The sequence below is a fragment of the Lacisediminihabitans sp. genome, assembly GCF_036404185.1.
Classification (GTDB): Bacteria; Actinomycetota; Actinomycetes; order Actinomycetales; family Microbacteriaceae; genus Lacisediminihabitans.
The window spans coordinates 1-19,425 of sequence record NZ_DASWPB010000098.1 but is presented as its reverse complement, the minus strand read 5'-3'; the positions used below and the strand labels follow the sequence as shown (position 1 = coordinate 19,425).

Here is a 19,425-nt window from a genome sequence, read left to right as displayed (position 1 = left end):
GAAGGTGCCCGATCCTCGGTTTACGGTCTTGTTCGCATGATAGGAATGCTTGCGGGCCGCCCGGTGTAGTAACCGGATGAGCGGTTCGGCGGACAAGAGACAAGGGACAGAGTCATGGCCAGCACGATCTACAACGACATCACCGAGGTCTACGGCAAGACGCCACTCGTGCGTCTTGGCACGGTCGCATCGGGTCTGGGGGCGACGGTGCTCGCCAAGCTCGAGTTCTACAATCCCTCGGCGAGTGTCAAGGACCGCCTCGGCATCGCGATCGTCGATGCCGCGGAGAAGTCGGGAGAGCTGCTGCCCGGCGGCACGATCGTCGAGGGCACGAGCGGCAACACCGGGATCGCGCTCGCCATGGTCGGCGCCGCGCGCGGCTACAAGGTCATCCTCACGATGCCGGAGACGATGAGCACGGAGCGGAAGATGCTGCTGCGCGCGTACGGTGCGGAGCTCATCCTCACCCCGGGATCGGACGGGATGCGTGGGGCCGTCGAGAAGGCCGCCGAGATCGTCGCGAACACCCCCGGCGCCGTCCTCGCCAAGCAGTTCGCCAACGAGGCGAACCCGGCCATCCACTACGCGACGACCGGGCCGGAGATCTGGGCGGACACCGACGGCGCCGTGGACATCTTCGTGGCCGGCATCGGCACCGGGGGGACCATCACCGGCGCAGGGCACTATCTCAAGGAGCAGAAGCCGGACATCCAGGTGGTGGCCGTCGAGCCGGCAGAGTCGCCGATCCTCAACGGCGGGGCCCCCGGTCCGCACAAGATCCAGGGGATCGGCGCGAACTTCGTGCCGGAGATCCTCGACCGCGAGGTCTACGACGAGGTCATCGACGTGAACATCGCCCAGTCGGTGGCGATGGCGCGTCGTCTCGCCGCGGAGGAGGGCATCCTCGCCGGCATCTCGTCGGGCGCCACGGTTCACGCGGCCCTCGAACTCGCCGCCCGCCCGGAGAACGCGGGCAAGACCATCGTGGTGGTCGTCGCGAGCTTCGGCGAGCGCTACCTCTCCACTGTGCTCTACGAAGATCTGGTGGACTGAACCCGATGGCCTTCTTCCCCCGGATACGGGAGGACATCGCCGCGGCGAAACGGCGCGACCCGGCTGCCCGGTCGAGCCTCGAGGTCTTCCTCACGTATTCGGGGGTCCACGCCGTCTGGGGCTACCGTCTCGCCCACCGGCTCTGGAGGCTCCGCCTCCGGCTCGCCGCGCGCATCCTGTCCCAGTCGATCCGCTCCGCCACCGGCGTTGAGATCCATCCCGCGGCGGTCATCGGCCGACGCCTGTTCATCGATCACGGCATGGGCGTGGTCATCGGTGAGACCGCCCGGATCGGCGACGACGTCCTGCTCTATCACGGTGTCACGCTGGGCGGCACGAATACGGCGCACGTCAAGCGTCATCCCACGCTGGGCGACGGCGTCGTCGTCGGAACCGGTGCGACCATCCTCGGCGCGGTGACCATCGGGGCGGGCTCGCTGGTCGGCGCCCACGCCGTGGTGGTGACGGATGCGCCGGCCGGCTCCGTCCTGACCGGCGTGCCCGCGAAGGCGCGACGCCGGCGGAAGTCCGACGACGCGGAGCACGGCGACGACCTCTTCTTCACCGATCCGGCGATCTACATCTGATCGGGACGGCGATGATTGAGAAGCCGGGTCGCTTGCATGCATCCGTCTCTCCTATTGGACACATCAGTCCGTGGGGAGAACGATGAAGACATGGACTACACACACCTCGGCCGCTCCGGCCTCACCGTCTCGCGCCTCGCCCTCGGAACTATGAACTTCGGTCCCGAGACGAGCGAGCCGGATTCGCACGCCATCATGGACTCTGCCCACGAATACGGCATCAACTTCTTCGACACCGCCAACGGCTACGGCGGCAGCCTCGGCTTCGGCGCGACGGAGACGATCATCGGCAACTGGTTCGCGACGGGCGGCGGCCGCCGCGAGAAGACCGTGCTGGCCACCAAGGTCTACGGCAGCCCCTCGAACTGGCCGAACGACGGCAAGCTCTCCGCCTTCAACATCCGGCAGTCGCTCGACGCCAGCCTGAGGCGGCTGCAGACGGACCACATCGACCTCTATCAGTTCCATCACGTCGACCGCGCCACGCCGTGGGACGAGATCTGGCAGGCCATGGAGACGGCCGTCGCGCAGGGCAAGGTGCTCTACGCGGGCAGCAGCAACTTCGCCGGCTGGCACATCGCCGCGGCGCAGGAGGCCGCCCGCAGGCGCAACTACAACGGCCTGGTGAGCGAGCAGTCGATCTACAACCTGCTGACGCGCGACATCGAGCTCGAGGTCATCCCGTCCGCCCAGGCGAACGGTCTGGGCATCATCCCCTGGTCGCCGCTCAACGGCGGTCTTCTCGGCGGGGTGGTCCGCAAGGAGCGCGAGGGCAAGCGCCGCCTCGAGGGTCGCGCCGCCGACACCCTCGCGACCAGGCGCGACGCGCTCGAGCGGTATGAGGACTTCGCCGACGAGCTCGGCCACGAGCCCGGCGACGTCGCCCTCGCCTGGCTCCTGCACCAGCCGGCGGTGACGGCTCCGATCATCGGGCCGCGCACGCAGGGTCAGCTGGATGCCGCCGTGCGAGCCCTCGACGTCAGTCTCGACGCCGCGGCGCTCGCCAAGCTCGACGAGATCTTCCCCGGACGCAAGACCGCGCCCGAGGACTACGCCTGGTAAGCCCGATCCTCCCCGCTCGCCTCTTTTTCCCAGAGCAGAAAGCTGCAGTATGAAAACCCGCACAATAGCCGATGTAGAGGTCAGCGCGATCGGACTCGGCGGCATGCCGATGTCGATCGAGGGCCGCCCGGACGAGGAGCGCTCGATCGCGACCATCCACGCCGCCCTGGAGGTCGGGGTGACGCTGTTCGACACCGCGGACGCGTACCACCTGCACGCGAACGAGGTCGGTCACAACGAGTCGCTCATCGCGAAGGCGATCGCCTCGTGGGGCGGCGACACGTCGAACGTCCTGGTCGCGACCAAGGGCGGCCACCTGCGTCCTGGCGACGGCTCCTGGTACGTCGACGGCCGGCCGGAGTACCTCAAGAGCGCCGCGGAGGCCTCGCTCAAGCGACTGGGCGGTGAGGCGATCGGCCTGTACCAGCTCCACCGGCCGGACCCGAACGTGCCGTACGCCGACTCGATCGGTGCGATCCGCGACCTGCTGGATGCCGGCACGATCCGCCTCGCCGGCATCTCCAACGCGAACCCGGAGCAGATCCGCCTCGCCCAGGAGATCCTCGGCGGCCGCCTCGCCTCCGTGCAGAACCAGTTCTCGCCGGCGTTCCGCAGCAGCGAGCCGGAGCTGGAGCTGGCCGATGAGATGGGCATCGCCTTCCTGCCCTGGAGCCCGCTCGGCGGGATCTCCGCGGCGGCAGGCCTCGGCGAGCGGTTCGCCCCGTTCCAGCGCGTCGCGGAGGACAGGGGCGTCACCCCTCAGGTCGTCTGCCTCGCCTGGCACCTGTCCAAGTCGCCGCACGTGATCCCCATCCCGGGGGCCTCGCGCCCGGAGAGCATCCGCAACTCGGTTCAGGCCGCGGAGCTGACGCTCTCGGCGGAGGAGCTGGCGGCGCTCGAGACCGCCTGATCGTCCAGCAGCTGGTCGAGGAACGCGGATGCCGCGGGGCTCGGTTCCTCGGCCGCTGCGACGGCGACGGTCCATTCCGGCATGTCGGCCGGCAGCGCGACCGCGCGGAGGGCCTCCGGCCGTTTGTGGGCGAAGCTCGCGGGGACGATCGCGACCCCGAGGTTGTAGCCGACGAGGTCGAGCAGCGGGTGGACGTCGTTGACCTCCATCGCCGCCCGGTAGTCGAAGCCCTTCGCGGCGAAGGCGCGGCGGGTGAGCACCTGGGCGCCCCATCCCGGTTGGAAGCCGATGAGCGACTCGGTGTGCAGGGAGACGAGGTCCGTGTCCGGGGCGCTCGCGATCCGATGGTCGGGATGGCAGAGGACGATCATCTTCTGGGTGCTGAGCGAGCGCAGCCGCACACCCTGCGGCGTCGGTCCGGTTGCGACGACGAGCGCGACATCCGTCCGCCCGGTGGCGACGCTGTCGAGCAGCTCGACAGAGCCCGCATACCGCAGCCGCACGTCCACGCCCTGATTGGCCCGGCGGAAGCGGCCGAGCTCGGCGGGCAGGTCCACGGAGCCGAGGCACGGCTCGGCCCCCACGGTGAGCCGCCCGCGCATCAGCCCGCGCACCGCCGCCACGGCGTTCTGGGCGGCCGCCGCACTGGCGAGGGTGCGCAGCGAGTCGGCGAGGAGGGCCTGGCCGGCGGCGGTGAGCTCGACCCGTCTGGTCGTCCGGATGAACAGGGAGGTGCCCAACTCGGCCTCGAGGGCGCGGATCGACGCGGAGAGGCCGGACTGGGAGATCTGCAGGAGGTCGGCGGCGCGCGTGAAGTGGCGCTCCTCGGCGACCGCGACGAAGTGTTCGAGCTGGCGTAGTTCCATTGTGCAATCCTACGGATGAATGCGGGACGGTTCAGCGGCCCGGTTTGCCCCGCGTCGGCGGTCTGGTCGAGGATGAACGGGTGATGATCCGTTCCTTCCGCGTCGAGGACACCGACGACGCCGTGCGCCTCTGGACAGACTGCGGTCTCGTCCGGCCCTGGAACGATCCGCGGCGGGACATCGAACGCAAGCTCGCGGAGCAGCCCGAGCTGTTCCTGGTGGGCGAACTCGACGGCGAACTCGTGGCGACGGCGATGGTCGGCTACGACGGCCATCGCGGCTGGATCAACTACCTCGCGGTCGACCCCGCGCAGCAGAGGCGCTCGTTCGGGCGGGCCATGATGGCCGAGGCCGAGCGCCTGCTGGCGGAGCGCGGCTGCCCGAAGGTGAACATGCAGATCCGCGCGGGCAACGAGAAGGTCATCGGCTTCTATCGTGGCCTCGGTTACGGCGAGGAGCAGGCCGTGACCCTGGGCAAGCGCCTCGGGCTCGACTGAGGCTGTCGGTCCCCGCGGTTAGACTCGCCGGGTGAGCCAGAGCGCGGAGATTCCCTGGGGTCCCGACGAGTGGGACCCCGACCAGCTCGTGCCTCCCGACCCCTACGACGCCGAGCCGCCGTTCCCCGACGACATCGATCGGGTCGCGCACACGGTGCAGGCCGTGCGGCCCGCGCCGGCACGGTATCGGACCGCGGCGGAGGCCTTGCACGCGGTCTTCGGGTACGAGACGTTCCGCGGCGACCAGGCCGACATCATCCAGCACGTCGTCGCGGGCGGCGATGCCCTTGTCCTGATGCCGACCGGCGGAGGCAAGTCGCTCTGCTACCAGATCCCCGCGTTGGTCCGCGAGGGGACGGGCGTCGTCATCTCGCCGCTCATCGCGCTCATGCAGGACCAGGTGGATGCGCTCTCCGCGGTGGGCGTCCGCGCGGCCTACCTCAACTCCACCCAGGACGCCGCCCAGCGGCTGGCGGTCGAGCGCGCCTTCCTCGCCGGGGAGCTCGACCTGCTCTATCTCGCCCCCGAGCGGCTGCGGGTCCCGTCGACCGCTGACCTCCTCGACCGTGGCGCGATCGCGCTGTTCGCCATCGACGAGGCGCACTGCGTGTCCCAGTGGGGTCACGACTTCCGCCCCGACTACCTGCAGCTGTCGATGCTGCACGAACGCTGGCCGACCGTTCCCCGCATCGCGCTCACGGCCACGGCGACGGAACAGACCCATCTCGAGATCCAGAGGCGATTGCAGCTGACGGAGGCCAGGCACTTCGTCGCGAGCTTCGACCGGCCGAACATCCAGTACCGGATCGCACCGAAGAACGCGCCCCAGCAGCAGCTCCTCGAGCTGCTGCGCAGCGAACATCCGGGGGACGCCGGCATCGTGTACTGCCTGTCGCGGGCGTCCGTCGAGAGGACGGCCGAGTTCCTCGTGCAGAACGGCATCGCGGCGCTGCCGTACCACGCCGGTCTCGACTCGAGGGTGCGGGCGGCCAACCAGTCCCGGTTCCTGCGCGAGGACGGCATCGTCATGGTCGCCACGATCGCGTTCGGCATGGGGATCGACAAGCCGGATGTGCGTTTCGTCGCCCACCTCGACCTGCCGAAATCGGTCGAGGGCTACTACCAGGAGACCGGTCGCGCCGGCCGCGACGGCCTGCCGTCGACGGCCTGGCTGGCGTACGGGCTGCAGGATGTCGTCCAGCAGCGCCGCATGATCGACGACTCGGAGGGCGACGCCGAGCATCGCCGCAGGCTCAGCGCTCATCTGGATGCGATGCTCGCCCTGTGTGAGACGGTCGAGTGCCGGCGGGTGCAGCTGCTCGCCTACTTCGGCCAGGCCTCGGAGCCCTGCGGCAACTGCGACACCTGTCTGTCGCCGCCCGAGTCGTGGGACGGTACGATCCCGGCCCAGAAGCTCCTGTCCACGGTCGTCCGACTCGCCCGCGAGCGAGGTCAGAAGTTCGGTGCCGGCCAGATCGTCGACATCCTGCTCGGCAAGACCACCCCGCGCATCACCCAGCACCGCCATCAGGAGCTGAGCACCTTCGGCATCGGCGGAGAGCTCAACGATCAGGAGTGGCGCGGTGTGGTGCGTCAGCTCCTCGCCCAGGGGCTGCTCGCGGTGAACAGCGACGGATTCGGCACCCTCGTCACCACGCCGGAGAGCGCCTCGGTGCTCGGCGGCCAGCGGCGGGTGCTGTTGCGCCGCGAGCCGGAGCGGCCGGCCAGGGCCTCGAAATCGAAGCGTGCGGCGGTCGTGGACCTGCCCGCCGATGCGGTGCCGGTCTTCGAGGCACTGCGGGTCTGGCGCGCGGCAGAGGCGAAGGAGCAGAGTGTCCCCGCCTACGTGATCTTCCACGACGCCACACTGCGGGAGATCGCGACGGGACGACCGGATTCCCTCACCCGGCTCGGCACGATGAGCGGCGTCGGCGAGAGCAAGCTGGCCAAGTACGGCGAGGCGATTCTCGGGGTGCTCGCGGCCGTCTGAGCGCCGGCGTTTCCTTATTAGAGTAATTACTCTTATACTGGGCACGTGGATGACGACGCACGCGTGCCCCAGCGCAAGACGCCTCGGCGGGAGCAGATCCTCCGGGCGGCCCTCGAGCTGTTCGACGAGCGGGGGATCTCGGCGGTCTCGACCAATCACATCGCCGAGCGGGCGGGGATCAGCCCGGGCAATCTCTACTACTGGTTCCCCAATCGCGCCTCGATCGTGCGTGCGCTCTTCGAACGCTGGAGCGCCAGGTCGACCATGCCGGACGTCGAGGGGGAGAGCCCTGCCGGCCTCCTTCGGATCCTCTTCCACGCGATGCGGAGACAGGTGGTGCTCACCGACGAGTACCGGGTCATCGCCAGGGAGCTGGTCACCCTCCTTCACGAGGACGACGAGCTCGCCCGCAGCTACGCGGCCGCCTACGAGGAGCGGATCGATCGGCTCGAACGGATGCTCGCCCTCCTGCAGTCAGAGGGCCTCCTGCTCGAGCCCGCCCCGCCCACGACGACCAGAGACCTCGTGGTGGCGAGCTGGATCCTGAGCGAGAGCGCGCCATCCTTCCTCTCCGCCGTCGGCGCCGAGCAGGGCACCACCGGTATCGACGCCGGTGCCATCACGACGGCGCTGCTGCTCGCCCATCTCACGCCAGCGGGGCGGCTCGTCCTCGCCGCCGATCTGAAGGAGGCATCCGATGCCGCATCCCATTGAGCACGATAAACAACCCGCCGATCGGCAGCAGGAGGCCGAGCCGCCGAAGCGCGGGGTGAGTCGGCGCACGGTGCTCGCCGGGATCGGCATCGGCGCGGCCGCCGTGGTGGTCGCCGGAGGGGCCGGGGTCGGCGTGAGGAGCGCCGTCAACGGCGTCTGGGACTCCGGACAGGGGTCACCCTACGAGCTCTGGGACGGCTGGAAGCACGAGAAGGGCCTCCGTGGCATCGTCGCGGCGGGTGTGCTCGCGGCGAACCCGCACAACACCCAGGCCTGGCTGTTCCGGGCGGAGGGGTCCACCATCGAGGTGCTCTCCGACCCGACCAGGAGAATGCCCGCGGGCGACGCCAGCTTCCGCGAGCACTTCGCCGGCCTCGGCTGCGCCACCGAGAACATGGTCATCGCCGCCCGGGCCCGCGGCCGTGTTCCCGCCGTGGACTACTTCCCCGACGGCGAGACCTCGCCGGTCGTCGCGAGGATCGTCCTCACCGATGGCGCCTCGGCCGCCTCGGAGCTGTACCGCGTCATCGGCGATCGGCACAGCAACCGCGGCCGGTACCGCGATCGGGCGGTTCCCGCGGATGTCCTCTCCGCCCTCTCCGACCAGGCGGCCGGGCTGGAGGGTGCCGGCATCCACTGGCTCACCTCCGCGGAGGAGAAGAAAAGCATGGGCGCCCTTCTCATCGACGCGGCGAAGGAGACCGTCGCCGACACCGCGGAATCGCGAGAGGGCTTCGCCTGGTTCCGCAACAACCGGGCCGACATCGACCGCCACCGCGACGGCCTCACCCTCGACGGGCAGGAGCTCGGCGGTTTCACCCTGTTTATGGCGAAGGTCCTTCCCGCGGAGTCCCGGACGGACGGCGCCGCGTTCTGGCTCACCCAGACGCGCGAGGTGCACACCGCGACCGCGGCGGCGTACGGGGTCATCACGGTCCCCGACGTCGCCGACCGCACCCGGCAGGTGCAGGGCGGCCGCCTGGTCGAACGGGCCCATCTCGCCGCGACCGCCCACGGCCTCGGGTTCCAGCACCTCAACCAGATCACCGAGCGGATCGATCGCGATCGGTCCCTCGGGGCGAGGGACCGGTTCTCCGGCCGCCTCGGTGCGCTCATCGGCGCCCCCGCATCCACCGCGCTGCTCGCGTTCCGCGTCGGCTATCCCGCAGGCTCGGCTATGCGCAGCCCCCGCCGTGCCCTCGCCGACGTGCTGGTGCACTGAGACGCCCGCCCGCGGTCGCTAGGCTCGGAGGATGCGTAGCTTCTACCCTGAGATCGAGCCGTACGATTCCGGATTGCTCCCGGTCGGCGACGGCCAGAGCATCTACTGGGAGACCTCGGGGAATCCGGATGGCAAGCCGGCGGTGTTCCTGCACGGCGGCCCTGGCAGCGAAAGCGGCCCGAAGCACCGCCGCCTGTTCGATCCGGCCAGGTACCGGATCATCCTGCTCGACCAGCGCGGTTCCGGCAGGAGCCTGCCGCACGCCAGCGAGACCGACGCGGACCTCAGCACGAACACCACATGGCATCTGGTCGCCGACCTCGAGAAGCTCAGGGTCCACCTCGGTGTGGACCGGTGGCAGGTCTTCGGCGGTTCGTGGGGCAGCACGCTCGCGCTCGCCTACGCGCAGACGCATCCGGATCGGGTCACCGAGCTCGTGCTCCGGGGGATCTTCACCCTGCGCAAGAGCGAGCTCGACTGGTTCTACGAGGGCGGGGCCGAACAGCTGTTCCCTGACCTCTGGGAGGCTTTCGTCGCCCCGGTCCCCGTCGCCGAGCGGGGAAGCATGATCGAGGCCTATCACCGTCTGCTGCACGACCCGGATCCCGCGGTCCACGGCCCGGCCGCCGTGGCCTGGTCGACCTGGGAGGCCTCGACCATCACCCTGCTCCCGCGGCCGGACGTGGTCGCCACCTTCGCGGAACCGCGTCACGCGCTCGCCTTCGCCCGCATCGAGAACCACTACTTCGTGAACAAGGGCTGGTTCGACGACGGTCAGCTCATCCGCGACGCCTCGGTGCTCGCGGGCATCCCCGGGGTCATCGTGCAGGGGCGCTATGACGTCTGCACTCCGCCCGTGACCGCCTGGGATCTCCACCGTGCGTGGCCCGAGGCCGAGTTCCGCCTGGTTCCGGACGCCGGCCACGCCTTCGACGAGCCGGGCATCCTCAGCGCCCTCATCGAGGCCACGGACCGCTTCGCGAACTGACCCGAACATGCCCGAAGCGGCATGCTCGGGTCCGTATGCTTGTCGCTGCACCGTTCGAACCGGCCAGACGTGGAGGCAAAGATGCTCAAGCGACTGCTGCGCGTCTTTTTGACGCCGATCGCCCGCCTCATGTTCCGTCCGCGGGTCATCGGCAGGTCGAACGTGCCCAAGCGAGGCCCGGTGGTCATCGCGAGCAATCACCGCTCCTTCGCCGACAGCATCGTCATCACTCTGCTGGCTCCGCGCTCGGTGTCGTTCCTGGCCAAGTCGAGCTATTTCACCGGCACGGGCTTCCGCGGCTGGCTGTCGAGGGTGTTCTTCCTCGGGGTCGGCGCGATCCCGGTCGAGCGCGGGGCCGGCCAGGCCGCGCAGGATGCGCTCGAGCACGGCCTCGAGGTGCTCACGAACGGGGAGGCCTTCTCCATCTACCCCGAGGGCACTCGCTCTCTCGACGGGCGGCTGTACAAGGGACGTACCGGGGTGGCCTGGCTCGCCCTCACCTCCGGCGCCCCGGTCGTCCCCGTCGCCCTGACCGGCACGGAGGACCTGCAGCCCGTCGGGTCGAGGATTCCGCACGCCGCCAAGGTCACCATCGAGTTCGGCGCGCCGCTCGACCTCAGCCGCCACGGCTCGCCGGAATCGGGGCGCGCGCGGCGCGCCGCGACGGACGAGATCATGGAGGCCATCCACCGGATGAGCGGCCAGCCGCTCGCGGGCGTCTACAACGAGCCGCCCGCCGCGAACGTCACCGAACGGATGCGCCGCCTGTTCCACCGCGAACGCCACTGAGCGCGAACGGCTATTCCGCGGCCGCCGCCGCCTCGCGTTCCTCGCGGTCGACGGAGGTCCCACTCAGCCGCAACGTGGCGAGGAATCCCAGCACGAGAAATCCGGCGGCCGAGAACGCCGCATACCGGGTGGCGTCGCTGAAGGCGACCCTCGCGGCGTCTGCCGTCTCCGGGCTCTGCCGTTCGAGGCCGGGGATGGCCGCGCCCGCGCTGTCGACCACCGCGTCGACGATCTGCGTCCGTGCCGTCTCGGGCAGGCCGAGGTCGTCCAGCCTGGCATCGAGTGCCGCTCCGGCGGAGGTGAAGAGGACCGTCCCGAGGATGGCGATTCCGAGGGCGGAGCCGATCTGCCGGGCAGTGCTCTGGGTTCCGGATCCCTGTCCGCTCGCCTCGACCGGGACATCCTTCAGCACCACGCCGGTGAGCTGCGCGGTGGCCAGCCCGACCCCGAAACCGTAGACGAAGAGGAAGGGGACGATGGCGCCCCAGCCGGTGTGCGCGGAGACGACCGATCCGATGCCCGCGACCCCGACGATCTCCGCCGCCAGCCCGACGCGAACCACCGTCACCGGGGAGATCCGGTTGCCGAAGGCCCCGGCGAACCCGCTCGCGACGAAGGATCCGATCGCGAGGGCGAGCAGGACGAACCCGGTCTGGAGGGCGCTGTAGCCGAGCACGTTCTGCAGCCAGAGCGGCAGCGACAGGATGATGCCGAATTCGCCGAGCGACACGATCAGCGCCGCGATGTTGCCGCCCCGGAACGAGGCGATGCGGAACAGGTCGAACGCCAGCAGTGTCGTCCTGCCCGCCCGTTGCCTGCGCCGTCCCCACAGGATGAAGGCCGCCCCCGCGAGCACGGTGACGGCGAAGGCGAGCGGGATCGGCGAGAGGCCGAGCGGCCACGTCCATCCGCCGACGGCGAGCGGCCGTCTCGTCGACCACCAGCCATAGCTGCGTCCCTCGATGAGACCGAAGACCAGGGAGCCGCTCGTGAGCACGGAGAGCAGCGCTCCGAGGACGTCGATGCCCCGGGAGTCGCCGGCATCCCTCGACTCGGCGACGAACGTCAGCGTGCCGACCACGATCAGGATCGCGAAGGGGATGTTGATTCCGAACGCCCAGCGCCAGGAATAGTAGGTGGTCAGCCAGCCGCCGAGCAGGGGCCCGACGGCCACCATGCCGCCGATGGTCGATCCCCAGACCGCGAAGGCGATGCCGCGCTCCCTGCCCCGGAAGGTGGCGTTGATGAGCGACAGGGTGCTGGGGAGCACCATGGCTCCGCCGATGCCCTGCAGAACTCGGGAGCCGATCAGCAGGTCTCCCGACTGCGACGTCGCCGCGAGCACCGAGGCGAGCGCGAAGACGGTGACGCCGACGATCAGCATCCTCCGCCTGCCATAGCGGTCGGCGAGGGTGCCGAAGACCAGGAGCAGGGCGGCGAAGACGAGCGTGTAGCTCTCCTGCACCCACTGCACCTGAGTGGAGGTGATCCCCAGATCGCCGACGATGGAGGGCATCGCGACGTTGACGATTGTCGAGTCGACGATGATGAGCGCGACGGCGATGCTGATGAAGACGAGGCCGGCCCAGCGGCGTCGCGACGTGGTCATGGGACTCCCGATAATCAGCTAGCTGACTAAATCACGGTAGCACTAAATTGGAGTCATGGAACAGGCCGATCCGATGGCGAGCTGGCCGACCGGCCGGCTGCTGTCCACCGCCGCGCGGCTCGTCGAGCACCGCTGGATCCAGACGCTCGAGCGGGTGGGGCTCACCCATGCCGGCCTCGTCGTGCTGCACCTGCTCGACGCCGGCCCCCTGAGCCAGACCGAGCTCGCCGCCCGGGCCAAGGTCGAGACGCAGACCATGTCGCGGACGCTCGACCGGCTCGAGCGGGAGGGCTACGTCGAGCGGGAACGGCATCCGCAGGACGGCAGGCGGCACGTCATCACCCGGACGCCGGCGGGACGCGCCGCATGGGAATCCGCCCGCACCCTCGAGGCGGACCTGTTCCCCACTCTGTCCGACCAGTCCGCCATCCGCCAGACGCTGCTCGAGATCATCCGGGCATCCTCCGCCGGCCGATGGGAGCCCTGAGGCCTACCGTCAGGCCTCGGATGCGGCCTTCTGCTCGGCGATCTTCCTCTGCACCTCGTCCATGTCGAGGCCCTTCACCGCGTCGATGACCTGGTCGAGGGCCGGTGCGGGAAGCGCTCCGGGCTGGGCGAAGACGAGGACGCCGTCGCGGAACGCCATGAGGGTCGGGATCGAGGTGATGCCGGCGGCACCGGCGAGCGCCTGCTCTGCCTCCGTGTCGACCTTGGCGAAGGTGATCTCCGGGTTCCTCTCGCTCGCCGACTCATAGATGGGAGCGAACATTTGGCACGGTCCGCACCAATCCGCCCAGAAGTCCACAAGCGTGATGCCGGACGAGGTCACCGTCTTCTCGAATTCGTCGGTCGTCAGATTCACGGTTGGCATGTCATCTCCCGGGTTTGTCGTCGTATGCGTGTGTCACACAGTTAACGCCCCTCTCCGCCGCCCATTCCCCGGTCGATCGTCACTGTGGGATTCCACAACGGATGCCGGACGGAGCGCGCGGCCTTTGGTGCACCCGGCACGAGAGGCTTTGCTCCCCCTGGCCTCGCTCCTACAGTGCTACAGAAAGGCCAACCACGAAAAGGCTTCTCCATGACGCAGCTCGCAGACCGTCCGTCGACGTCGACCGGACCGGCAGACTCCCCCTCCACCGCCCACGTCGATGCGGCATGGCTCGGCGACTATCTCCTGGGAACCTGGGCGGATGCCCGCCGCCGAGCACGCGCGTTGGCGGCGCGGCCTGAGTTCCAGCGGCAGGACGGTCTCAGCCTGGCCGACCAGCGTGCGCGGGTGCTCGACCAGCTCGGGCTCCTCGCCCGGAGCGGAACGGTGCATCGGGCCTTCCCCACGGGTCTCGGCGGCCAGGACGACCACGGCGGCAACATCGCCTCGTTCGAGGAGATCGTGCTCGCCGATCCGTCGCTGCAGATCAAGTCTGGTGTCCAGTGGGGGCTGTTCGGCGCGGCCGTCCTCCACCTGGGCACCGAGCGCCACCACACTGCCCTGCTGCCCTCGATCATGAGCCTGGAGACGCCAGGAGCGTTCGCGATGACGGAGACCGGACACGGGTCGGATGTCGCGGCCATCGGCACGACGGCGACCTACGACGAGAACACCGGTGAGTTCGTCATCCACACCCCCTTCCGTGCCGCCTGGAAGGACTACCTCGGCAATGCCGCGCTGCACGGAACGGCCGCGGTCGTCTTCGCCCAGCTCATCGTGAGGGGAGTGAACCACGGCGTCCACGCGCTCTACGTGCCGATCAGGGACGAGAACGGATTCCTGCCCGGTGTCGGCGGGGAGGACGACGGGCTCAAGGGGGGCCTCAACGGCATCGACAACGGTCGGCTGCACTTTGACCACGTGCGGGTGCCGCGGGAGAACCTGCTCAACCGCTACGGCGACGTGGACGCGAACGGCACATACTCCTCGGCGATCGCGAGCCCCGGTCGACGGTTCTTCACGATGATCGGCACGCTCGTCCAGGGCAGGGTCTCGCTCGACGGCGCCTCCGTCGTCGCCAGCAAGCTCGCCCTCGACATCGCGATCACCTACGGAAGCCAGCGGCGTCAGTTCGTCGCGGGCAGCCCGACCGAGGAGGAGGTCATCCTCGACTATCAGCGCCATCAGCGCCGACTGCTTCCTCTCCTCGCCACGACCTACGCCATGTCCTTCGCGCACGAGAAGCTGCTGACGGCGTTCGACGGGGTCTTCTCGGGCGCGCGGGCGACCGACGCCGATCGGGAGGACCTCGAGACCCTCGCCGCGGCGCTCAAGCCGCTCAGCACGTGGGCGGCCCTGGACATCCTCCAGGAGGCGAGGGAGGCCTGCGGCGGCGCCGGTTTCCTCGCCGAGAACCGGCTCACCCAGCTGCGTGCCGACCTCGACGTCTACGTGACCTTCGAGGGCGACAACACCGTGTTGCTGCAGCTCGTCGCCAAGCGTCTGCTCGGCGACTACTCGCGCAGGTTCGCCAAGGCGGATGCCGGCGCCGTGGCCGGGTACGTCGCCGGCGTGGCGCACGAGGCGGCGGTCAACCGCTCGGGGCTGCGTCGACTCGCTCAGAACGTGAGGGACTTCGGCTCGACGGCCCGGTCGGTCGGGTTCGTGCGGGACGGGGCATCCCAGCGCCAGCTGCTGACCGATCGTGTCCAGACGATGGTCGCGAGCCTTGCGGCTCGGCTCAAGGGGGCCGGCCGACTGTCCTCGGTGGACGCCGCGGCCCTGTTCAACGCCAACCAGAACGAGCTCATCGAGGCGGCTCGCGCCCATGCGGAACTGCTCCAATGGGAGGCGTTCACCGAGGCCCTCGCCGGCATCGACGACCCGGGCACGGCGCGGGTACTCACCTGGCTGCGAGACCTCTTCGGGCTCGGCCTCATCGAGAAGAACCTCGCGTGGTACCTGATCCACGGACGCCTCTCCGCGGCGCGCGCGGAGGCGATCACCGCCTACATCGACGGGCGGCTGCTTCCCCGGCTTCGGCCCCACGCCCTCGATCTTGTCGCCGCCTTCGGATTCGAGCCCGGCCACATCCGTGCGTCGATCGCGTCGGGCGCCGAGCGCATCCGTCAGGACGAGGCCCGCGAGTACTATCGCGACCTGCGCGAGAGCGGCACCGCCCCGGTGGACGAGAAGACCCTCCGCGCGCAGGCCGGTCGATAGCCGCCCGCCCGGGTCGCGCCGGGCCTCCGGCTCCTACTTCCCGTTGCTTGCCGCGTCCCCTGCTTTCCGTGCGCCCGCCTCGCCCGGCCCTCCACCCCGTGCCCCCGTGCATAACTCCTGCAATACTTGCCGCATCGTCGCCGTGCGTCCGTGAATGCCGTCCCGGTTGCCGGCCTGGGGGAGAAATGCAGGAGTTATGAACGTGGCCACCGTTGTCCTCGTGCTCTCGGCCTGAGCCAGCCATGTTCGTTCGATATCAGGCGACCGGTCCCAATCGGCGGGGGATGCGTGTCGGCGTCTTCGCGCTGGTCAACGGACTGGCCGCCCGGGGACTCCTCACGGCGGACCAGGAGGCCTTTCGCCGCCGGACCAACGACTGGTACAACGACAACCTCATTGATCCTGGGCGGCTCGACCCCGGAGTGTTCGACCGTGCCGTGTATCCGGTCGCTGCCTGCTGGTTCAGGTCAGGCTCCGCCCGGCTGCTCGAACGGGTGTCCGGTTATCTCGACATCCTCGATACCCACGGTCTGGAGTGGGAGCGGGTGGAATCCGAGGTCGCTCCGGGAGAGATCCTCTACGCGGATGCGGATCAGATCGTCGTCGCCGTCGAGCCGGAGCACCGGGAGACCCCTGCCGCGTGCCCGGCTCGCGCATAACTCCTGCAGTTTCTCCGCCGAATCCGTGCCGAGCCCAAACCAGCGCCGTCTTGGCTGCCCCTTCTACGGGTGACGGCCTTCCCGGCAGAAAAACGCAGGAGTTATGCGCAGGAGCGATGGGCTACAGGTTCTCGATCAGCCAGTCGAGCGACGGGCCGGAGAGCGGGCGATCGGAATAGATCTGCCCGGTCCTCCCCGCGCCATCGCCCGCGGACCGCTGGCCTTCCCAGACGAGGGTGAGGCCGACCCGACGGGCGACCGCAGCGGAGGCCGGGTTGGTGCTGAGCACCCTCGCGGTGACCGGTCGATCCGGATGCCGCTGCCTCGCGGCCGCGATCGCCGCCGTACTGAGCTCCGTGGCGAATCCATGACCCCAACTTGGCGGGGTGAACCGGTAGCCGAGATTCCAGACGTCGCCCGCGGTCATCGTGACTCCGCCCACGCCGAGGAAGGACCCCGCGGACAGGCCGTCGACCGATTCGCGGAGTCTGACCGACCACTGCCCCAACCCGTGGTCCGCCCGGCTCGCCATCGTGCGCTCCACCAGTTTCAGCGACTGAGTTCTGTCCGTGTGGCGGCCAGACGGCAGATGGCGCCAGGTGGCGGGGTCCGAGTAGAGACGGAAGACATCGTCGATGTCGGCCTGATTCAGCGGCGCGAGCAGGAGCCTGGCGGTGGTGGAAATCGACGATGGCACAATTCACCCTGGCACATCCGCGTGCCGCCGCTGTCGTGCTGCCTCGCGCATAACTCCTGCAGTTTCTCCGCCGAGCCCGCGCCACACCCCATCCGGATGACTCGCGAAGGTCCTCCGGGCGAAAACTGCAGGAGTTATGCGCAGGGGAAGAGCCGGGACAGTCTGAACGGCCGCGGCCGGCTACCGCTTGCTGGGCCAGACCGGCAGGACGGCGTGGCCAGCGGTGGAGTTGAAGACCACCGCGAAGGAGCCGTACCAGGCCAGGACGGCCGTGATCAGGCCGAGCCAGCCACCGATGTGGATGATTGTCGCGCTGCCGGTCATCGTCCCGATCGCCAGGGCGAAGAAGGTGAGGGTCAGGGCCGCGAACACGGAGAGGGTCGACCCCGTCGTCCTGATGGCCGCGACGGTCATGTAGAGGGTGAAGATGGCCCAGGCGAGAAGGTACACACCCACGCCGGATGCGCCCGCGGCGCTTCCGGTTCCCGTGCTCTCCAGGTACCAGAACGAGAGCCAGAAGGCGCCGAAGGAGCAGAACGCGGTCGCCCCGAAGGTGTTCTTGTTGGCGAACTCCCAGACGCCCGCGAGCAGCTGGACGATACCGCCGTAGAACAGGGCGAGCCCGAGGACCGCGGATGCCGAGCCGATGAACCCGGCATTGGCGACGCTGAGCACGAAGGTCGTCAGCGCGAATGCGGCCAGGCCGAGCGCTCCGGGATCGACCGACCGTGGGGCGATTGGCGACGGCGCCGCCTCGGACTCGAGGGCAGCGGTCGTCGTGGTGGGCAGTTCTGTCATGGTGGTTTCCTTCTCGTGGTCCGCCGGACCCGCCCGCGGAAGGGCACAAAAAAGCCCTACCCCCATGTAGAAGCTAGGGAGTAGGGCAGTGGCTCCGACGGGCGTCGATCCCGTGACCTCTCGATTTTCAGTCGAACGCTCTACCAACTGAGCTACAGAGCCGCGTGCTGCGACACAGCACATAATAAGGCACGGCCGTCTGGCGAGAGATGACCGTGCCTTGCGACCCTGACCGGACTTGAACCGGCGACCTCCGCCGTGACAGGGCGGCGCGCTAACCAACTGCGCTACAGGGCCTAGCTATTGTTTCGTGACCCCAACGGGATTCGAACCCGTGTTAACGCCGTGAAAGGGCGCCGTCCTAGGCCACTAAACGATGGGGCCGTGAAGTAAACAACCCTTCATAGCTACCGAGGAACAAGCATAGGGGTGAGCACCCCATTTGCCAAACGAACCGAGGATGCCCGCCGGCGGCCCCGAAACCGGCGGAATCGAAAAACCGGCCACTCCGTCCAAAACATCGTCGGTTCGAGTGTCCTGCGGGTACGTTCAAGTCGTCGTTGAGGCTTTTACGGAGTCGGGAAACATATGAAGCACACCACACGCGGAGCGGGGCCGATCGCCTCGGCGAGCCGCCTGTCATCCCTGCGCCACGGCCGACTCCTCGCGATGCTCGCCGTCGTCGTCCTGCTGGCGACGGGCACCGTGCTCGGCCACGGCTCCGACCGGGCCTGGGCCGCCGACTATCCGAGCTGGGACGACGTGCAGAACGCCCGCAAGAGCGTCGCTGCCGCCCAGGCGGAGGAGGCCCGGCTGACCGCCCTCCTGGCCAGCCTGCAGGATGCCGTCACCTCGACGCAGGCGGTGGCGGAGCAGAAGGGCACCGAAGCACAGGAGGCGCAGCAGAAGTACGACGAGGCGGCGCAGAAGGCGGCGCGGCTCAAGAAGCAGGCCGACGACGCCCAGGCCAACGCCGAGAAGTCCAAGCAGCGCGCGGGACAGGTCGCGGCGAAACTCGCCCGCTCGTCGGGGAACGACCTCAGCGCGACCCTCTTCTTCAGCGGCGGCAGCGCGGGCGATCTCCTGTCGCAGCTCGGCCTGGCCACCATGGTCAAGGATCAGTCGGCCGGCCTCTACGAGAAGGCGGTCCAGGATCAGAACACCGCCCAGGCGCTCACCGATCAGGCGGATGTCGCGAAGAATGCGCTGAGGACCCTGGCGGAGGCGGCCCAGAAGGCGCTCGATGACGCGACGACCGCCGCGACGGCGGCGACCGCCGCGCTCGCCGAGCAGCAGGCGAACGAGGCCAGGGTGAAGGCCCAGCTCGCCACCCTGGTCGACAACGCCACCCACACCGAGCAGGAATACACGGCCGGGATCCAGGCGCAGTGGGGTGCGAGCGCGAGCCTCGGGGGCGGTCAGATCAGCTCGACCGGGTGGGTGCGGCCCGCCGGCGGGCACATCACCAGCCCGTACGGCTACCGGGTCGACCCGTACACCCACCAGTACGCCCTGCATTCCGGGACCGATCTCGGTGCGGCCTGCGGCTCCCCCATCTACGCCGCGCACAGCGGAACGGTCATCTACGCGGGCCCGTTCGGCGGGTACGGCAACTACGTCAAGGTGTCCAACGACGACGGCAGTGGCATCGCGAGCGCCTACGGGCACATCGTCAACGGCGGCATCCTTGTCCACGTCGGCGACAAGGTCGGGGTCGGGCAGAACATCGCCAAGGTGGGCAGCACGGGCTGGTCGACCGGCTGCCACCTCCACTTCGAGATCTACCACAACGGCACGACGGAAGACGCGGTGCCCTTCATGCGTGCCAAC

At 69.2% G+C, this 19,425-nt stretch carries 19 protein-coding genes and 3 tRNA genes; 14 read left to right on the top strand and 8 right to left on the bottom strand.

Annotated elements, in window-relative coordinates; all coding sequences use genetic code 11:
* The first annotated feature begins 114 nt into the window (after nucleotides 1–114).
* The 4 genes from cysK to VGC18_RS06900 all read left to right on the top strand — a co-directional run bounded on the left by cysK (nucleotide 115) and on the right by VGC18_RS06900 (nucleotide 3,612).
* On the top strand, nucleotides 115–1,053 hold the full coding sequence (cysK, locus tag VGC18_RS06915; protein ID WP_331095621.1) for a cysteine synthase A: 939 nt from the start codon (nucleotides 115–117) through the stop codon (nucleotides 1,051–1,053).
* 5 nt (nucleotides 1,054–1,058) lie between these two features.
* Nucleotides 1,059–1,640, top strand: a complete 582-nt coding sequence (epsC, locus tag VGC18_RS06910) for a serine O-acetyltransferase EpsC (protein WP_331095619.1) — start codon at nucleotides 1,059–1,061, stop codon at nucleotides 1,638–1,640.
* A gap of 90 nt (nucleotides 1,641–1,730) precedes the next feature.
* On the top strand, nucleotides 1,731–2,702 hold the full coding sequence (locus VGC18_RS06905) for an aldo/keto reductase (protein WP_331095617.1): 972 nt from the start codon (nucleotides 1,731–1,733) through the stop codon (nucleotides 2,700–2,702).
* A 49-nt stretch (nucleotides 2,703–2,751) separates the two neighbouring features.
* Nucleotides 2,752–3,612 carry an aldo/keto reductase gene (locus VGC18_RS06900; RefSeq protein ID WP_331095615.1) on the top strand — a complete coding sequence of 287 codons (861 nt, stop codon included), beginning with the start codon at nucleotides 2,752–2,754 and terminating at the stop codon, nucleotides 3,610–3,612.
* On the opposite strand, the gene VGC18_RS06895 is transcribed toward VGC18_RS06900, so the two are convergent.
* Nucleotides 3,555–4,478 carry a LysR family transcriptional regulator gene (locus VGC18_RS06895; RefSeq protein WP_331095613.1) on the bottom strand — a complete coding sequence of 308 codons (924 nt, stop codon included), beginning with the start codon at nucleotides 4,476–4,478 and terminating at the stop codon, nucleotides 3,555–3,557. The genes VGC18_RS06900 and VGC18_RS06895 overlap by 58 nt on opposite strands.
* A gap of 83 nt (nucleotides 4,479–4,561) precedes the next feature.
* Between VGC18_RS06895 and VGC18_RS06890 the strand changes: the two genes are divergently transcribed.
* The 6 genes from VGC18_RS06890 to VGC18_RS06865 all read left to right on the top strand — a co-directional run bounded on the left by VGC18_RS06890 (nucleotide 4,562) and on the right by VGC18_RS06865 (nucleotide 10,678).
* On the top strand, nucleotides 4,562–4,975 hold the full coding sequence (locus VGC18_RS06890) for a GNAT family acetyltransferase (RefSeq protein WP_331095625.1): 414 nt from the start codon (nucleotides 4,562–4,564) through the stop codon (nucleotides 4,973–4,975).
* Between the two features lie 31 nt (nucleotides 4,976–5,006).
* The gene (recQ, locus tag VGC18_RS06885) at nucleotides 5,007–6,965 is read left to right on the top strand and encodes a DNA helicase RecQ (protein WP_414672863.1); all 1,959 of its coding nucleotides are present in this window, start codon (nucleotides 5,007–5,009) and stop codon (nucleotides 6,963–6,965) included.
* 45 nt (nucleotides 6,966–7,010) lie between these two features.
* Nucleotides 7,011–7,679: a TetR/AcrR family transcriptional regulator gene (locus tag VGC18_RS06880; RefSeq protein WP_331095611.1), complete on the top strand. Its 669-nt coding sequence runs from the start codon at nucleotides 7,011–7,013 to the stop codon at nucleotides 7,677–7,679.
* Nucleotides 7,663–8,901, top strand: a complete 1,239-nt coding sequence (locus tag VGC18_RS06875) for a hypothetical protein (RefSeq protein ID WP_331095609.1) — start codon at nucleotides 7,663–7,665, stop codon at nucleotides 8,899–8,901. Before VGC18_RS06880 ends, VGC18_RS06875 begins: the two co-directional genes overlap by 17 nt.
* 31 nt (nucleotides 8,902–8,932) lie before the next feature.
* Nucleotides 8,933–9,889 carry a prolyl aminopeptidase gene (gene pip, locus VGC18_RS06870; RefSeq protein ID WP_331095607.1) on the top strand — a complete coding sequence of 319 codons (957 nt, stop codon included), beginning with the start codon at nucleotides 8,933–8,935 and terminating at the stop codon, nucleotides 9,887–9,889.
* 81 nt (nucleotides 9,890–9,970) lie between these two features.
* Nucleotides 9,971–10,678: a lysophospholipid acyltransferase family protein gene (locus VGC18_RS06865; RefSeq protein ID WP_331095604.1), complete on the top strand. Its 708-nt coding sequence runs from the start codon at nucleotides 9,971–9,973 to the stop codon at nucleotides 10,676–10,678.
* A 10-nt stretch (nucleotides 10,679–10,688) separates the two neighbouring features.
* Here the strand turns inward: VGC18_RS06865 and VGC18_RS06860 are convergent, their stop codons facing one another.
* Entirely contained in the window at nucleotides 10,689–12,287 is a 1,599-nt protein-coding gene (locus VGC18_RS06860; protein WP_331095602.1) for a DHA2 family efflux MFS transporter permease subunit, read from the bottom strand.
* 55 nt (nucleotides 12,288–12,342) lie between these two features.
* Between VGC18_RS06860 and VGC18_RS06855 the strand changes: the two genes are divergently transcribed.
* The gene (locus VGC18_RS06855; RefSeq protein ID WP_331095599.1) at nucleotides 12,343–12,774 is read left to right on the top strand and encodes a MarR family transcriptional regulator; all 432 of its coding nucleotides are present in this window, start codon (nucleotides 12,343–12,345) and stop codon (nucleotides 12,772–12,774) included.
* Between the two features lie 9 nt (nucleotides 12,775–12,783).
* On the opposite strand, the gene trxA is transcribed toward VGC18_RS06855, so the two are convergent.
* Nucleotides 12,784–13,158, bottom strand: coding sequence for a thioredoxin (gene trxA / locus VGC18_RS06850; RefSeq protein ID WP_331095597.1), 375 nt, complete (start codon nucleotides 13,156–13,158; stop codon nucleotides 12,784–12,786).
* 210 nt (nucleotides 13,159–13,368) lie between these two features.
* Between trxA and VGC18_RS06845 the strand changes: the two genes are divergently transcribed.
* Nucleotides 13,369–15,441 (top strand): acyl-CoA dehydrogenase, encoded by a 2,073-nt coding sequence (locus tag VGC18_RS06845; RefSeq protein WP_331095595.1) that lies wholly within the window; start codon nucleotides 13,369–13,371, stop codon nucleotides 15,439–15,441.
* Nucleotides 15,442–15,683: 242 nt separating this feature from the next.
* Nucleotides 15,684–16,100: a hypothetical protein gene (locus VGC18_RS06840; RefSeq protein ID WP_331095593.1), complete on the top strand. Its 417-nt coding sequence runs from the start codon at nucleotides 15,684–15,686 to the stop codon at nucleotides 16,098–16,100.
* Between the two features lie 121 nt (nucleotides 16,101–16,221).
* Here VGC18_RS06840 and VGC18_RS06835 read toward each other — a convergent pair whose 3' ends face one another.
* The 5 genes from VGC18_RS06835 to VGC18_RS06815 form a co-directional block, all read right to left on the bottom strand.
* The gene (locus VGC18_RS06835; RefSeq protein ID WP_331095591.1) at nucleotides 16,222–16,797 is read right to left on the bottom strand and encodes a GNAT family N-acetyltransferase; all 576 of its coding nucleotides are present in this window, start codon (nucleotides 16,795–16,797) and stop codon (nucleotides 16,222–16,224) included.
* A 180-nt stretch (nucleotides 16,798–16,977) separates the two neighbouring features.
* On the bottom strand, nucleotides 16,978–17,595 hold the full coding sequence (locus VGC18_RS06830; RefSeq protein WP_331095588.1) for an acetate uptake transporter: 618 nt from the start codon (nucleotides 17,593–17,595) through the stop codon (nucleotides 16,978–16,980).
* A gap of 89 nt (nucleotides 17,596–17,684) precedes the next feature.
* Nucleotides 17,685–17,757: transfer RNA gene (locus VGC18_RS06825), tRNA-Phe, on the bottom strand.
* A gap of 61 nt (nucleotides 17,758–17,818) precedes the next feature.
* Nucleotides 17,819–17,892, bottom strand: a tRNA-Asp gene (locus VGC18_RS06820).
* A gap of 14 nt (nucleotides 17,893–17,906) precedes the next feature.
* Nucleotides 17,907–17,979: transfer RNA gene (locus VGC18_RS06815), tRNA-Glu, on the bottom strand.
* Between the two features lie 204 nt (nucleotides 17,980–18,183).
* Here VGC18_RS06815 and VGC18_RS06810 point away from each other — a divergent pair.
* Nucleotides 18,184–19,425: peptidoglycan DD-metalloendopeptidase family protein (locus VGC18_RS06810; protein WP_331095586.1), on the top strand; the 1,242-nt coding region annotated here is incomplete at its 3' end.